The organism is Brucella sp. TWI432 (genome assembly GCF_039674445.1).
Classification (GTDB): Bacteria; Pseudomonadota; Alphaproteobacteria; order Rhizobiales; family Rhizobiaceae; genus Brucella; species Brucella chromiisoli.
Genome location: NZ_JBDJNL010000011.1, coordinates 33,644 through 48,784, shown reverse-complemented (window position 1 = coordinate 48,784; position 15,141 = coordinate 33,644). Strand labels below are relative to the sequence as shown.

Sequence of the window (15,141 nt, the reverse complement as noted above, 5' to 3'; positions counted from 1 at the left end):
TGTCATTCGGGGTGTGACATACCTGACATCGCACCCCGGCATTTCATCGTCGCGAGAGCGAGCGTTGCACCAACATAGCGATAATGATGATCGCACCTTGAATGGCGCCGATCAGATATTCGCTGATGAAGTTGGAAAGCAGCATGATATTACCGACGATTTCGAGAATGAAGGCGCCGCAGATCGTGCCCCAGACGCGCCCCACGCCACCGCGCAAAGCCGTACCGCCAACCACAACGGCTGTAATTGCCTGAAGCTCCCACAACATGCCGGTCGTGGCGGAAGTCGAACCCAGTCGTGGAACATAAAGCAAGACGGCGACAGCCACGCAAAGGCCCTGCACAACATAAGCAATGGTGCGAACGCGCCTGACAGAAATACCCGAATAGCGCGCGACATCTTCGCTGGAGCCGACCGCAATGACATGCCGTCCATAGCGCGTGCGATAGAGCACAAAGGCCGCAATTGCTGCCGTTACGAAAATCGCAATGACCGGAATTGGCACACCAAACACATCACCGAAATAAACAGGACGGTAAAGCGACTGGATCTCTGGATTGCGCAGCGTAATAGCCCCGCCCTGCGACAGCCATGTCGTCAGACCGCGATAGATGCCCATCGTGCCAAGTGTTGCGATAAAGGGCTCAATTCCGCCTAGAGTGGTGATCAATCCGTTGGTCAGCCCACACAGCGCACCCACAACCACGGCCAAAAGCACGGCCGCGATCAACATCATCACCGGATCGGCAATAACGCCGCTATTCATGAACAAAATCATGATGCTGCCGACAAAGGCAGCCATGGCACCAACCGAGAGGTCAAGCCCTCCCGATGAGATGACATAAGTCGCGCCCAGCGCAATGATTGCGATGAAAGCACTGCGCGTTGCAACATTCAGCAAATTGTCGATGCTGATGAAATTCGGATTGGCAAGCGTTCCGAGAACAAGCAGCAAAAGCAGCGCAATAAAAGGCGCGATCGCCCTTAAATCCCAGTCTTTTGACGTCTTCGGCGCTTTGCTCTTGTCATTCACTACGTCAGTCATTCACTCCCCTTTTTATCTATGCTGCTTGCGTGCTGACGCCTGTTGCAAGGACAACAATATCATGCTCGTTCATGCGCTCACCGGTCACCTCACCGGCAATACGGCCCTCACGCATGACGACGATACGATCACATATACCGATCAATTCTGGCATTTCAGACGAAACAACGATGATCGATTTTCCTTCATCGGCAAGGTTCGCAATGAACTGATAAATCTGCTCTTTCGTGCCCACGTCGATGCCACGTGTTGGTTCATCAATGATGACAATAGAGGGATTGAGCATCATCATCTTGGCCAGCAGCAACTTTTGCTGATTTCCGCCGGAAAGTTGACCGGCCAGAATATCCTTGCGGCCTGTGCGAATATCAAATTCCTTGATCGCATCATCGAGCGCCACACGCTCCTTTTGCCGGTCGATCTGCAAACCGCGGACAAACTTGCGGATCGATGCCAATGTCAGATTGACGCCAAGGTCTTTGCCAAGCAACAAGCCTTTGCCTTTTCGGTCCTCACTCAGATAAGCGATCCCCGCAGACAAACTTTCATGCGCATTATGGAAATTGACTGCCCTGCCATTGTGGCGAACCTGCCCCTTACCGGGCCGAAGGCCGACAACCGCCTCCATAAGCTCGGTACGCCCCGCACCAACGAGACCTGCAAAGCCCAGAATTTCGCCGCGGCTCAGGGTGAAACTTGCTGTTTTGACATAACCCGGAACGCTGAAATCTTCGACCTCAAGCACCTTTTCCTGCCCATGCTGGGCGGATCGGTCCGGATAAAGCTTGGCAACGTCACGGCCAACCATCAGGCGCGCCATATCATTTGGCTGAAGCTCGGACGTCATGTGAGCAGCAACGAGCGTTCCATCGCGCAGAACCGTGACCCGATCAGAAATTTCTTTCACTTCCGGCAGGCGGTGGGAGATGTAAAGAACGGCAACGCCCTTGGCGCGAATATCGCAAATAACCTTCAGCAGTGCTTCGGTTTCAACCGGCGTCAGCGATGCAGTTGGCTCGTCGAAAATCACAACGCGATGGGGGACAAGCAGCACGCGGGCAATCTGCACCAGTTGACGTTGCGCTATCGACAAACGGCCCACGATGATATCAGGATCAATATCAGCACCAAGATCACGAATGGCTTTGCGCGCGCCCTCGCGCATCGATTTATCATCGACAACAAGCCCGTTAGAAAGCTCACGACCTAAATAGATGTTTTGCGCTACGGTGAGATCAGGCGCCAGCAGAATTTCCTGATGCACGAGCACGATACCCTGCGCCTCGGCCTCCACCGGGTTCGAAAAAGCTATCGGCTTGCCATCAACGCGAATTTCGCCACTGGTCGGACGCTCATTACCGGCAAGAAGCTTCATCAATGTCGATTTGCCAGCGCCGTTTTCGCCGATAATCGCGTGAACTTCGCCGCCGTAAATTTTCAGGTTGATATTCTTGAGAACCTGAACCGGCCCGAAAGACTTCGACAGCGATACCGCTTCGAGAAGCGGAACAGCGTTCTCTTTCTCAGTCGCACTCATGCGCGCACGCCAAAGACAGCGTTGTCTGAACAAGGCGCATTACGGCTTATCAGTGATCCCATATTTGATCGCATGTGAACTCCTCCCAAAGCGTCACGGGAACGATCTTAGCGTCGAGTTTGAGGTACGTAAAGCAAATTGTTCTGATCTTATGGCAGAGGAAATCGGCATTCTGTTTAAGCCATCACGAATTTGAGCTGTTTAGCTTTCGCATTCATTCGACGATGGGAATAAAATATAAGTATTTCAATTTTATAAGACAGATACGCCGACTCAGGCGCAAGCAAAAAACAGGCGACGTTCATTCCAAAACAACCCTCGCGTGCCCGAAAAAAGGATACTTGTCGGCCTGGTATCTGCGACCCACAAGTATCCGCTGTTGTCGGACGAAAATCGCGCGGATGTCCAACCTCATTGAGGTATCATCGGCTCAACAAGTCGGTGATGGCACGCTCAATGACCGCAGTATCATCATCGTTCATTCCTTCGCCAGCCACATGCCCCCAGACAGATTCCAGGACCCGCAGTTCCGCCTTCGAAATTTGCGACGCTTCCCGGACAGCATCGTCAACAGGAAAATACAGATCACTGGATGCAGGCATGATGATCGTGTCGGCTCGGATTGCGGCCAGCGCCTTGCTGAGATCGCCGAGGTATTTTTCGTTTGCGCTGATGTCGGCATGCTGCCCAGTCCACAGATGGGACAGGATGTCGTTTGCATCCCGTTTTAAAAACCACCCCTCCCAGAAGTCGATGAGGAAGTCATCAAGCGATGCATAGCCCAACGCCTTTTCGTCCAATCGCTGCCGGAAGAATGCCTGCGAAAAGCCCCATGCCGCATAGATACGGGCGGCGACACGCAGCCCACGGTGGGGTGGTTTTGTATAAAAGCCTTTCTTAAAACTGGCATCCAACTCGATTGCAGCGCGCACACTCTCAAAGAACAGATAAAAATGTCGCGATGTGCGGGCAGCACTTTGAAAAGCAAAGAGGCGTTTTACCATATCGGGGAAAGCCGCCGCCCATTCGAACGCCTGCGCACCGCCCAAAGACCAGCCTATGGCGAGATGTATCGTCTCAATGCCAAACCTTTCGGTCAAAAGGCGGTGTTGTTGTTTGACATTGTCGTGGATCGTCACCGTTGGAAAGCGGCTTGCGCCCGCTGGCGCTGGCGTATTGCTGGGAGAACTGGATAGGCTGTTCCCAAACATATCGGGCACAATGATAAAATATTTATCACAATCAAGCGCCCGTCCCGGACCGATTAGCCATGCTGCATCATCATGTGTGGCGGCAAAGGACGTCGGATAAAGGATAACGTTGTCCTTGGCAGGAGCCAGAATGCCATAGGTTTTATAAGCCAGCTTCGCATCGCGGATGCAGCGTTTTGATTGTAACTGGATGTCGCCAAGTTCAAAAATATCATAGGTCAATTCAGTCTCTCCGTTGAAGAACGAACATGAGAAGCAGCGCAAAAGCGGGTAAAATGGCAGCAAAAAGAAGGTTTGCATGCAGATCGAAGTGGTCGACAGTTAGCCCACCAAGAAACGATCCGGCTGCAATGCCGATGTTGAAGATAGAGACGAAAAGCGCGGTCACGATCTCAATGGCAGATGGTGCGGCTTTCATCATCCATATCTGTAAAGTGACGGAAACACCGCCATAAGCCAGCCCCCATAAAACGAGGAGTCCGAGGGCTGTAGCGGGTGTCTCGCCCAGAACGGCAAACCCCAGGATTGCCGCTGAAAGACCAATAATAATTGACACGAGAGTTAGTCCGAGCCTCTTTGCGGCCATCGTGCCTGCCAGAAAGTTTCCGACAATTCCCGCCGCCCCATAAATGAATAACAGCGCAGCGATCCATTCGGGCGCAACCCCGGAGACTGTTCGTAAAAGCGGCCCTATGAACGTGTAGGCCATAAAATGTCCTGCGACGAGCAGCAGCGTGAGGATCAACCCAAGCTGAACCAGCCTGTGCTTTAACACAGCTGTAAATTTGCTGAACCCGATAGACTGATTAACCGGCAAAGCAGGTAAAACCAACAGACTAAGACCGAGCACGGTCGCACTGAACCCTGCCATTGTGCCAAATGCCCATCGCCACCCGGCGGCATCCCCAATCATGGCGCCAAGCGGCACACCCATCACCGACGCGGCGGCGACGCCACCAAAAATGATTGCCGTCGCCACTCCAACGGATTGGGCTGGCGCCAGTCGCGGTGCAAGTCCTCCGGCAACAGCCCATATACCGCCCATACAAAACCCAACGGCGACCCGCGCGACAAGGAGCCATTGGAAGGATGGGGCAATGGCAGAGGCAATATTGGCGACAGTCAACACAGTGAGAAGACCAGCAAGAATTTTCCGCCTGTCAATGTTGCCCGCCATGGCGACGACAACAGGGGCAAAAAATGCTGCAAGGATTGCGGGGGCCGAGATTATAAATCCGGCGGTTCCGACTGAAACATCCATTGCCCTTGCAATCGCGGTCATGAGGCCGACAGGCAGCATTTCTGTTGTCACGACCGCGAAAGTCGTGAGGCCCACCACATAGACCGATGCCCATCCTCCATATTTCGTCGTCTGTTCTGATTCAGTCATCATTTCCATATCGGCTACCTCTTATCGAAGGCGAAAGAACTGCGCCCCAGCGTGAGTGCAGTCTTTACTGGGTCTGATAAATTGATAAAGTGATTGAAATCGGCAACAGATGGGACAATTTGGATACAATGCTTGATCATTTTGGTGATGTGCTGGCCTTTGTTCGTGTTGCAGACACAGCAAGCTTTACCCAGGCTGCCGAGAAGCTAGGCGTCACGCGATCAGCCGTCGGAAAGAGCATTGCCCGGCTTGAAGAAAACCTCGCCACCCGTTTGGTCCACCGTACAACGCGCAGTGTCAGCCTGACCGAGGAAGGCCGACTGTTTTATGACCACGCGCTGCGCATCCTGTGCGAGGTCGATGATGCGGAGGCGATACTGGCTGAGCGCAATCAAGTCCCCAAGGGCCGACTTCGCCTTGATGTGCCAACGGCTTTTGGTCGATTGCACGTGCTGCCCGTGCTTCACCGATTTTTGGCTGACTGGCCAGAGTTGGAAGCTGACATCACATTCTCAGACGATTATTGCGATCTCGTCAGCGATGGAATTGATGTCGCCGTTCGCATTGGTGGACCGACTGACAGTGGATTGATCCGACAGGTTCTTGCCCCCCACCATCTTATCACCTGCGCCTCACCGGCCTATCTGCAACAGCACGGAACCCCGCAAGGCCTAGAAGATCTCCAGCATCACAAGAAGATTGTATTCACCTATGCAAACGCGCCAGTGCCATGGCGTTACCAGATCGGTGACGAGCTACGTGACGTTGCCGTTCAGGGGAACTTAAGGCTCAATAACACCGAAGCCATTCGCGATGCAGCGCTCAACAGTCTTGGCATTGCCCAGCTTGGGGCTTTCCTCGTCGGCGAAGATATAAAGCGGGGTCGCCTTGTGCCTGTCCTACAGGCGCAACACCGCCAAGAACTGCCAATCACCGCAGTTTACCCCACCCGCCGTCACGTCTCGCCCAAGGTGCGCCGTTTTATAGAAGCACTGCGTCGAGAATGGGCGGCAGGTCCGCCATGGGCATAAGTTGACCGCCAGCGCGTCTGTCAGCACACGTTTGACCAGACACGCTTTGATAAAGCGCATGAATCAGGGTCGATGGCACGTCCTCAATCGCGTTTGAGGTCTCCAATGCCCTGATTTTGAAGCATGTGAGCCGTGTTAAATCAACCAAGAGGCTTTCATGCTGAAGTTTTCCTTTTTGACTGCCGCAATGTGGCTTTCCATCGCAACGCTCGCTCATTCTGCCGAAACTGTCGGTTTTCGGCAGATTGAACTTGATAAAGGCGCTGCGCGATCCCTGCCTATTGCGATCTGGTATCCAACGGATGATCCGTCCAAAACCTCAACTGTAGGCGAGAATAGCGCATTTTATGGCACGCCCGCAGTGAAAGAAGCAGCCCCCACGCCCGGTTCGCATCCGCTGGTGGTTCTTTCGCATGGGTATGGCGGTAACTGGCGCAATTTAAACTGGCTTGCGAGCGATCTTGCTCAGCAAGGCTATATTGTCGCTGCACCGGATCACCCTGGGACAACGACCTTCAATAAAAATGCGGATCAGGCTGGCAAATTATGGGAACGGCCACATGATCTGAGCCGTGTTATCGATGCCCTGATGGCCGATCCTCAACTTGGCGGGCAAGTTGATGCACAGCGGATTGCCGCTATCGGCCATTCGTTAGGCGGATGGACCGTAACCGCGCTTGCAGGCGCGCGCTTTGATACTGCCCGCTTCGAACAGGATTGCAAGATCCATACAAGCCCCCGCGCGTGCAGCCTTTCGGCAGAACTCGGGCTTGGAAACCGTGAACTTGAGAAGGAAATGGGTGATCCGCGTCTTGGAGCTTTCATTTCCCTTGATTTGGGGCTGGCGCGCGGGTTTTCGCCGGAAAGTCTGGCAAGCATCGACATCCCGTCACTTGTTATCAGTGCTGGCACTGATATTGGCGATATGCCTGCCGTGCTTGAAAGCGGCTATCTTGCGCAGCATTTGCGCAAAGCCTCTTCGACCTATGTCGACATTCCCGATGCACTTCATTTCAGTTTCATGCAGCTTTGCAAATCCGGCGCTGCCGCACTGATTGAAGAAGAAACGCCAGGTGACGGGATTGTTTGCAAGGAGGCGGGAACACGCGAGCGCGAAGAAATCCACCGGGAGATTTCCTTTCTGGTAATCGGGTTTCTAGCCACGGCCCTCCCGATCAAACCATAGGACCACGCTCGGTATTCGTGCGCTGTGCGCCCAGGCGGCGATAGTCGCTTGGGGTCGCGCCGGTCACTCTGGTAAATTCCCGATTGAAGTTTGACTTTGTTTGAAAGCCGCATTCGAACATCACGACTGTGATCGGCAGATCCGTCTCTTCCAGCAGGAGCCGGGCGTCCCGGATCCGGTATTCGTTGACGACTTGAGACACATTGCGCCCAAGCGCACGGTTGATTGCCATTGATATTTGCCGGGAAGGAATACCAAGTCGGCGTGATAGCCGGCTCAGTGTCAGATCAGGATCGCGATAAAGCTTCTTCGAAAGCATCATCACATCGACCATATCAACGATCTGCCGATCTTGCTCTGTGATAAACGGAACCTCCGGCTCAGCCTCGCGGTTCTCGTCATCAGGTATGCTTCGACCGATAACAGCAATTGCATAAGCAATGATCGGAAGCATGATCATATTGGCGATCCCAACGATCAAAGCCGCGTGGTGTCCACGATAGAAACCGAAATCTCCGGCAATTATGAGATCAATAATCCCCGAAAAAAGCAGAAGCCCACCAACCGTGGAAACGGCCTTGCGCGCGCCGTCCGTATCGCTCAGTCGGACGCGTTCAAAACAATCAGCCCCCGCAGACCCACTGCGAAGAAGAGCAGCCCCATACCCGAAGTAAACAACGGCGAGAATAAGATCAATCGGCGGATGCCATTGAACCCAAAAGGCCGAAAGGAACACCACCGCTGCGGGAAGAAGAAAATGCGGCCATGCCCGCATTGCAGATGACTGCCGCAGTCTTGAAAAGCAAAGCCAGGCGACCGGTGGCAAGAGCGAAGCAATGGCCGGCTGGATGAAACGAATCCATGGAAGATCGATACTCCAGCGCAATCCAACCGTGATCATCAAAAGAATACAAGCGCTGATGAAGACGGGGGCCGGTCTGAAAAATGCCCTCTTCTCAACAAACACGCGAATAAGCAGAATGCTCAAGAGCAGGGCGACAACAAAGGGCAATGGTATCGCCGGCATAAAAATGTTCTCTGCTTTCGTTACATTCGCGTGCCCAAACGGGCTAGAGCATTTCCTGTTTTGATTAAATCATCGGAAATGCCCTATCTATTTGTTTTCAAGCGTTATCCCACGCAAACCGCTGCGCAGTTTTGCTGAAAAGACCCTAACCAACTATCATTCCGAAGCCAATGGCCGCAAGAAAAGGTCAGCTTACGCGCGTCTGCTCCAAAATGCGTCATGAAAAGCCATGCCGACCAGCATCGCAACAACGAACAGAATGCTCTGCGGCAACCCGAGCGACAATGATGCGATGGCAGGACCGGGACAGAAGCCACCGATCCCCCAGCCCAGACCAAACAGCGCAGAGCCTAGAATCAGTGGCGTATCAATTCGCCGGTTGGTGGGCATATGAAACGTCTCGGCAAAAACAGGATGCTGCATCCGCTTCGCTATCTGTACGCCAATAAAGGCCACCATCACGGCGCCGCCCAGAACAAAGGCAAGACGTGGATCCCATGCGCCAAAAATATCGAGAAAGCCTTGCACGTTGACCGGATTCAGCATTCCAGACAAAGACAGGCCGAAGCCAAAAATGCCCCCAGCGGCAAGAGCAACGCAGAACTCATAGATCTTCCGGTTCATAGGCCCAGCCCCCTCAGCACAGTCACGGCAATCACTCCAGTTGTCAGGAAAGTGGCAACTGCGGCCATAGATCGTGGTGACAGACGCGCGAGCCCCAGCACGCCATGGCCGCTGGTGCAACCCGATCCCATGCGCGATCCAAAACCAACCAGCAAACCGGCGACGATGATCAGTGGCCAGCCAACCGTGATCTGAACAGCTGGCCAATTGCCAAAAATGATCAGATAGGCGACCGGACCAAGTATGAGCCCCAGAACGAAGGCAAAGTTGAGCAGCACACCGTTCCCCTGTATCAGGCGTCCGACAATGCCACTGATCCCTGCAATCCTGCCGTTAAGGACCAGCAGCATCGCGGCGGAAGTGCCGATTAGCATCCCACCAACCAGCGATGAGAGGTAAATGTTCATTTTTGTGTCTCCACGCAGAAAATGGCATAAAGGGCATTGACCAATTGTGCCGCCTTGTCTTCCGTCAGGCTGTAAAAGATTTGTTTCCCCTCGCGCCTGGTTTCGACAATCCCCGAACCGCGCAAAACGGTCAGGTGCTGCGACAGATGCGGTTGGTGAACATCAACTTTTTCTTCGAGTTCGCCGACGGAATATTCGCCTTCCACCAAACTGCAGACAAGCATCAACCGCGCCGGATGCGACAGCGTTTTGAGCAGGTTTGCAACCTCACCTGCTCGCGAAGAAAGCTCTGTTGGGGACAAACCGCCCTTCATCATCATATTCATGTCATTGGTCATTCCCATGCAGCTCCCTCCAATGCGTCCAGTGGAAACTTAAGGTAGCGCTTTCCGTTGGCTTCCGGCTCAGGAAGACGCCCGCCGCGTATGTTCACCTGCAAGGCATGCAGGATCAGTTTAGGCATCGGCAATGTCTTGTCCCGTTTGTTGCGCAGCGCAACAAACGCATCTTCCGTCATGCTGGCAATATGGGCATTAAACTTCTTCTGATCCCCAACTGTACTTTCCCAGCGTGGTGTCCGACCGCCCGGCTGATAGTCGTGGCCGGTGAATATTCTGGTTTCATCCGGAAGCCTCAGGATCGCCTGGATCGAATGCCACAAGACATCTGCATCTCCGCCGGGAAAATCGGCGCGCGCCGTGCCGCTGTCGGGCATAAAAAGCGTGTCATGAACGAAGGCAGCATCACCGATCACGTAAGTGATCGAAGCAAGCGTGTGTCCGGGAGAAAACATCACCGTGGCATTGATCGAGCCAATACTGAATGTATCGCCATCAACAAACAGCCGATCCCATTGCGAGCCATCAGCAGCCAGCTCAGGCCAGTTGTAGATTTGCTTCCAAAGCGCCTGAACATCGACAACATGCTCGCCTATCGCGGTTTTTGCACCGGTTTTCTCTTTCAGGTACTGCGCTGCGGAAAAGTGGTCGGCATGCGGATGCGTGTCGAGTATCCATTCGACCGTCAAATCGTTCTCGCGAACGTAATCAAGGATCGCGTCTGCATTGGCCGTCGCGGTTGAGCCTGACTTTTCATCAAAGTCGAGAACCGGATCAATTATGGCGCACATACGGGTTTCTGGATCTGACACCACATACTGCACGCTCCAGGTCCTTTTGTCGAAGAAGCCCTTTACCTGCGGTCGACGTTGCTTAAACTGCTTGAACCAAGCAATGGCAGCACTCATATCAAAACCATGAAGACGCCCCAATGCCGTGACCTCATCGGCAGACATTCGCCCATCAAGCATCTCGCCAATCAGGTGAAGGCTAAGCGCGCGAGTCCCTGTCCTGCAGTGAGCGAGCACCGGCCCTTCAGACTCTCTGACCACCTTTTGAAAAGCCCGCACATCGGCCTCAGTGATCGAATTCATTGTAACCGGAATGAAACTATAGGAGAGACCGCTTTGACGGGCCAGATCGTATTCAGTTTGGTTTCCGGGCTGATCAGCATCTTCGCCATCGGGTCGGTTATTGATAAGCGCCCCAAAGCCACGGCCACGCAGTGAATGCAACTCATCCAAGCTTGGCTGAGACGATACCGACAGCTTTTCTGATATCCTGGTGATAGGCATTTTTGCCTCCTATTGGTTCAATATAGAAAATAATATAATATATATTGAATTGCTGTGCAATCCCTCATCTTAATAGTTTTATCAACCACTCTGCCTGCACAACTCCCTTTAGGCTCAAGTGTGTGCAGGCCATTAATGACAAAAAAGTAGCCCACTGGTAAAAGGTCCCATTAAAGCTAAGATAGCAGCGGACATTGATTGGCGGGAGACGAATATATGACCCGATCACATACAGAGAAACATCTCGTATCCCGGATCGGCTGGCTGCGCGCTGCAGTCCTTGGGGCAAATGATGGTATTGTCTCAACGGCCAGTCTGATTATGGGTGTCGCATCCGCTTCACCGGGCACAACACAGATCATGGTTGCTGGTGTCGCAGGCCTTGTCGCCGGCGCAATGTCCATGGCAGCAGGTGAATATGTTTCGGTCAGCTCTCAGTCTGACACGGAAACAGCCGACCTCGCCCGTGAGCGAAAAGAACTGGAAACGCAGCCCGAAGCCGAGCTTGACGAGTTAACGCAAACCTATATTGAACGGGGCCTGACCCATGATCTGGCGCGGCAGGTGGCAGTTCAACTAACGGCACACAACGCTCTCGAAACGCACGCCCGCGAAGAACTCGGCATCGTCGAGCACATGGAAGCGCGCCCTGTGCAGGCAGCACTGACGTCCGCCGCCACTTTCTCAGTTGGTGCAGCTCTACCGCTCTTCATGGTCATCATCGCGCCGCCTTCGATCCTGCTGTACGCAGTCGCCATCGCTTCCTTGCTGTTTCTGGCTTTACTTGGCGCAATCGGGGCCAAAACAGGAGGGGCAGATGTGATGAAAGCCACCGCGCGGGTTACTTTCTGGGGCGCATTGGCAATGGCACTGACCGCAGGCATAGGCGCCCTGGTCGGCACGGCCGTCTGATCATCTCCATACTGTTTTGGCTGCGCACCTTAAGACAAATTGGCAGGCGCCAGCACCCTTCGAAAAAGCACGCAATAACCCATGGCTTGTATGACGGCAGAAGCATCGAAGATGTCTTTATTCTCACCTCTCTCGGTGCCATAAGCGCGCGTTTCGAACGCCGGTTCCCTCTTCCAAAACGCTTATGCGGAGACGTGAAAAATGCAACGCTCGGCTAAAGACACGTTTAAAGCCAGTCTTCTGATATTTGCCCTTTGCGGGCTAATTATCGGGCTCGCCCTGCATTTTTTCAATTATACGCAAAGCGCACGGCTCACTTGGACCATTGCCACTTTGCCGGTACTTGCTTCGTTATTCGTCGATATCATCCGCAGCCTATGGCGACGAGAATTTGGGCTGGATATCGTTGCTGCGATGTCAATGTCGGCGGCTCTTGCATTTGGGGAAACACTGGCGGCCACAATTGTGGCGCTCATGTACACAGGCGGAGCGTTCCTTGAAAGTTTTGCCGAAGGGCAAGCACGGCGCGAGATGCATGATCTGCTGTCTCGTGTTCCACGAACGGCAATGCGGTATGAGAATGACCACCTGCAGGAAGTTGCCGTTGATATCGTTCGGCAGGATGATCGGCTGCTGATCCGGCAGGGCGAAATCATCCCCGTCGATGGAAGCATCGCGTCCGAAAATGCCTTCATAAACATGTCGGCACTGACAGGAGAGTCACTTCCCATTTCACTTTCTCGCGGCGCGGATGTGCTCAGTGGCTCGATGAATGCTGGTGATGCTTTTGATATCGTTACCAAGCACGAAGCCAAGGACAGCACCTACGCTGGCATTGTTCGCCTTGTCGAAAAGGCTCAGCACTCAAAGGCTCCAATGTCGAGGCTGGCAGATCGCTGGTCTATCGGCTTTCTGATTGTGACCATCGTGATCGCTTTTTGCGCATGGTGGCTCACGGGAGACCCGATCAGGGCGGTGGCGGTTCTTGTTGTGGCAACACCCTGCCCTCTCATTCTTGCAGTCCCCGTCGCTCTTGTTGCGGGTGTCTCACGCTGCGCTCACTTTGGCGTTTTGGTCAAAGGTGCCCGTCCATTGGAGAATATGGCCCGCATCAATACGCTGGTGCTGGACAAGACAGGAACTCTGACCGATGGCCGCCCGCAGATTGTTTCTATCCATGTTGAGCAGGGATTCACCGAAAATGAGGTGCTGCGGTTCGCTGCCTCTCTTGATCAAATGTCCAAACATCCAATGGCGCAGGCACTGGTATTGGCAGCGCAAAGACGTGGCATCAATCTTGCGCTACCATCAGAGGTTTCGGAAATTGCCGGAGATGGCGTGTCAGGGCGTGTCGATAGCAGAAACATTGCTGTCGGCGGCAATAGCTTCGTTGGAAAACAGACACAGTCAGAACAGATTGAAATGCCTGAAACAGAAGCCGGGTCTGCCGTGGTTGCAGTGGCAATAGACGGCAAGATGGCGGGCTTCATCATTATGGCCGACCGCGTGCGCAGCGATGTCATGCAGACGCTCAACGGGCTACGCAAGGATGGCATCAAGCGCATCATTCTGGCAACCGGCGATCGCGATGCAGTTGCCCAACGCATTGCAAGCGGACTGGGGATGGATGCAATCCGCTCCGAACTGACACCCGATCAAAAGGTGCACACAGTCATCAGCGAGCGAAAATACGGCCCGGTGATGATGGTCGGCGACGGGGTGAACGACGCGCCAGCGCTTGCCGTTGCAGACGTCGGGGTTGCGATGGGAGCCAGAGGTGCCGCAGCGTCTGCAGAAGCAGCTGACGTCGTGCTTCTCGTCGACAGGATAGATCGGCTCCGCACGGGTATAGAGATTGCTCAACGGTCGCGCGGTATCGCTTTAGAGAGTGTTGTCTTAGGCATAGGCCTATCCATTATAGCAATGATCGTGGCAGCGCTTGGTTATCTGCCTCCAGTTCAAGGCGCGATCCTTCAGGAAGCCATTGATGTCGCAGTGATCCTGAATGCGCTGCGGGTGCTGAGGACCTCTCCTGCATCAGGCTGATCCGCCAGAAAATTCCCAAGATTATTGCGTTTTCCTGTTTCATGAAAACATTTCCAATGTTCCAATCAAAACAGGAAATGCTCTAAGCGGTGCTTCCTTCAAAGCCCCGACTACCCCTTGCCTTAAGCCCTCAATCGCAGAGACTGAAAGACCATCGGACAGGTCATTGTCTTTGACGAAGCAACCTTGGACTGACCACCGTTTACAAAACCCACCTAAGGACCAGCGCAGATTTCTGCCCGGCTTGTGGGAACCTGTCCAACCTCAAAATTATAGGCGCGCACCCCATGCGCATCAAGTTTGATCACGCGGTAGCATGGCAGCCCGCCCGTCCACCAGGGGGTTGGAATATCCAGTTCCGTAATGAAGCGATGAGAGCACGCCTGCCCCGAACTATAAGCAATGCCTTGCGCACTCGTGCCTGCCAGTGGCACATGAATATGACCAAAGACAATGTGACGGACACCGGCAGGGTGCGCATGAAGACGATGCATAAGCGCGCCATTGTCATGCATGCCGATCGCATCAAAATGAGCGATGCCAGCATCAAATGGTGGATGATGGATGAAAACCGTGACAGGCAGATCGCCTGCGCCTGAAAGCGCTGCATCCAACCACGCAAGCCTGTCTTCCTTAAAGATACCGCCAATCAAGCCGGCTTCATGGCTGTCAAGAAACAGCAAGCGACCAAAATCGGTATCCATATAAGACTGGATATAGCCATTTTCATCGCGCGGATGATCGGGAAAGGCAGCAATGAATTCCGGTCTGCGATCGTGATTGCCTAACAACAGACGCGTTTGAAATGGCACAGGAGCGAGAATTTCACGCAGCAATTCATAGGCTTCGGGATCGCCATAATTGCAAAGATCACCAGTGATCACCAAAAGATCGGCGTTGCTGTGTTTTTCGATAATGTCTGTGACCGCGATCCGCAGTTGCTTTTCAGGGTCCACACCATTGACCACAATGCCCGATGGCATCAGATGGGTATCGGTGATCTGGATGATTTTCATAATCTGTCTTTCGGGGAATGAATAAGGCTGCGAAGACCGACTATCGCTGGTTTCGCAGCCCCAATGATCGGATGCC

The 15,141-nt window shown here is 53.6% G+C and carries 14 protein-coding genes; 4 read left to right on the top strand and 10 right to left on the bottom strand.

The features are described 5' to 3' along the window. Positions 1-43 precede the first annotated feature (43 nt). The 4 genes from ABE527_RS15135 to ABE527_RS15120 form a co-directional block, all read right to left on the bottom strand. Entirely contained in the window at positions 44-1,045 is a 1,002-nt protein-coding gene (locus ABE527_RS15135) for an ABC transporter permease (protein WP_265985086.1), read from the bottom strand. Between the two features lie 16 nt (positions 1,046-1,061). Next, a complete protein-coding gene (locus ABE527_RS15130) occupies positions 1,062-2,582 on the bottom strand; it encodes a sugar ABC transporter ATP-binding protein (RefSeq protein ID WP_499697418.1) in 1,521 nt (506 codons plus the stop codon). Positions 2,583-3,004: 422 nt separating this feature from the next. Beyond that, the gene (locus ABE527_RS15125) at positions 3,005-4,015 is read right to left on the bottom strand and encodes an alpha/beta fold hydrolase (RefSeq protein ID WP_499694989.1); all 1,011 of its coding nucleotides are present in this window, start codon (positions 4,013-4,015) and stop codon (positions 3,005-3,007) included. Between the two features lies 1 nt (position 4,016). Further along, positions 4,017-5,186, bottom strand: coding sequence for an MFS transporter (locus ABE527_RS15120; protein ID WP_499697417.1), 1,170 nt, complete (start codon positions 5,184-5,186; stop codon positions 4,017-4,019). A gap of 125 nt (positions 5,187-5,311) precedes the next feature. On the opposite strand from ABE527_RS15120, the gene ABE527_RS15115 reads away from it, so the two are divergent. Next, on the top strand, positions 5,312-6,214 hold the full coding sequence (locus tag ABE527_RS15115; RefSeq protein ID WP_499697416.1) for a LysR family transcriptional regulator: 903 nt from the start codon (positions 5,312-5,314) through the stop codon (positions 6,212-6,214). 157 nt (positions 6,215-6,371) lie between these two features. Further along, positions 6,372-7,400 (top strand): alpha/beta hydrolase family protein, encoded by a 1,029-nt coding sequence (locus ABE527_RS15110; protein ID WP_499697415.1) that lies wholly within the window; start codon positions 6,372-6,374, stop codon positions 7,398-7,400. On the opposite strand, the gene ABE527_RS15105 is transcribed toward ABE527_RS15110, so the two are convergent. The 5 genes from ABE527_RS15105 to blh form a co-directional block, all read right to left on the bottom strand. Beyond that, positions 7,390-8,427, bottom strand: a complete 1,038-nt coding sequence (locus ABE527_RS15105; protein ID WP_499697414.1) for a helix-turn-helix domain-containing protein — start codon at positions 8,425-8,427, stop codon at positions 7,390-7,392. The genes ABE527_RS15110 and ABE527_RS15105 overlap by 11 nt on opposite strands. A gap of 192 nt (positions 8,428-8,619) precedes the next feature. Next, positions 8,620-9,051, bottom strand: a complete 432-nt coding sequence (locus ABE527_RS15100; protein ID WP_265985079.1) for a YeeE/YedE family protein — start codon at positions 9,049-9,051, stop codon at positions 8,620-8,622. Next, positions 9,048-9,458 (bottom strand): YeeE/YedE family protein, encoded by a 411-nt coding sequence (locus ABE527_RS15095; RefSeq protein ID WP_265985078.1) that lies wholly within the window; start codon positions 9,456-9,458, stop codon positions 9,048-9,050. The genes ABE527_RS15100 and ABE527_RS15095 overlap by 4 nt, the downstream gene beginning before the upstream one ends. Next, a complete protein-coding gene (gene bigR, locus ABE527_RS15090; protein WP_499697413.1) occupies positions 9,455-9,802 on the bottom strand; it encodes a sulfite-sensing transcriptional repressor BigR in 348 nt (115 codons plus the stop codon). Before bigR ends, ABE527_RS15095 begins: the two co-directional genes overlap by 4 nt. Further along, positions 9,793-11,091: a bifunctional sulfur transferase/dioxygenase Blh gene (blh, locus tag ABE527_RS15085; protein ID WP_499697412.1), complete on the bottom strand. Its 1,299-nt coding sequence runs from the start codon at positions 11,089-11,091 to the stop codon at positions 9,793-9,795. The genes bigR and blh overlap by 10 nt, the downstream gene beginning before the upstream one ends. A gap of 216 nt (positions 11,092-11,307) precedes the next feature. Between blh and ABE527_RS15080 the strand changes: the two genes are divergently transcribed. Beyond that, positions 11,308-12,003, top strand: a complete 696-nt coding sequence (locus tag ABE527_RS15080) for a VIT1/CCC1 transporter family protein (protein WP_265985075.1) — start codon at positions 11,308-11,310, stop codon at positions 12,001-12,003. Between the two features lie 201 nt (positions 12,004-12,204). Then, the gene (locus ABE527_RS15075) at positions 12,205-14,049 is read left to right on the top strand and encodes a heavy metal translocating P-type ATPase (RefSeq protein ID WP_499697411.1); all 1,845 of its coding nucleotides are present in this window, start codon (positions 12,205-12,207) and stop codon (positions 14,047-14,049) included. Between the two features lie 215 nt (positions 14,050-14,264). Here ABE527_RS15075 and ABE527_RS15070 read toward each other — a convergent pair whose 3' ends face one another. Next, on the bottom strand, positions 14,265-15,065 hold the full coding sequence (locus ABE527_RS15070) for a phosphodiesterase (RefSeq protein ID WP_499694999.1): 801 nt from the start codon (positions 15,063-15,065) through the stop codon (positions 14,265-14,267). Positions 15,066-15,141: the final 76 nt, after the last annotated feature.

Coding starts and splice junctions, on each gene's coding strand:
- ABE527_RS15135 (WP_265985086.1), bottom strand. CDS start 1,045: ATGACTGACGTAGTGAATGACAAGAGCAAAGCGCCGAAGACGTCAAAA.
- blh (WP_499697412.1), bottom strand. CDS start 11,091: ATGCCTATCACCAGGATATCAGAAAAGCTGTCGGTATCGTCTCAGCCA.
- ABE527_RS15110 (WP_499697415.1), top strand. CDS start 6,372: ATGCTGAAGTTTTCCTTTTTGACTGCCGCAATGTGGCTTTCCATCGCA.
- ABE527_RS15120 (WP_499697417.1), bottom strand. CDS start 5,186: ATGATGACTGAATCAGAACAGACGACGAAATATGGAGGATGGGCATCG.
- ABE527_RS15130 (WP_499697418.1), bottom strand. CDS start 2,582: ATGAGTGCGACTGAGAAAGAGAACGCTGTTCCGCTTCTCGAAGCGGTA.
- ABE527_RS15100 (WP_265985079.1), bottom strand. CDS start 9,051: ATGAACCGGAAGATCTATGAGTTCTGCGTTGCTCTTGCCGCTGGGGGC.
- ABE527_RS15095 (WP_265985078.1), bottom strand. CDS start 9,458: ATGAACATTTACCTCTCATCGCTGGTTGGTGGGATGCTAATCGGCACT.
- ABE527_RS15080 (WP_265985075.1), top strand. CDS start 11,308: ATGACCCGATCACATACAGAGAAACATCTCGTATCCCGGATCGGCTGG.
- ABE527_RS15115 (WP_499697416.1), top strand. CDS start 5,312: ATGCTTGATCATTTTGGTGATGTGCTGGCCTTTGTTCGTGTTGCAGAC.
- ABE527_RS15075 (WP_499697411.1), top strand. CDS start 12,205: ATGCAACGCTCGGCTAAAGACACGTTTAAAGCCAGTCTTCTGATATTT.
- ABE527_RS15105 (WP_499697414.1), bottom strand. CDS start 8,427: ATGCCGGCGATACCATTGCCCTTTGTTGTCGCCCTGCTCTTGAGCATT.
- bigR (WP_499697413.1), bottom strand. CDS start 9,802: ATGGGAATGACCAATGACATGAATATGATGATGAAGGGCGGTTTGTCC.
- ABE527_RS15070 (WP_499694999.1), bottom strand. CDS start 15,065: ATGAAAATCATCCAGATCACCGATACCCATCTGATGCCATCGGGCATT.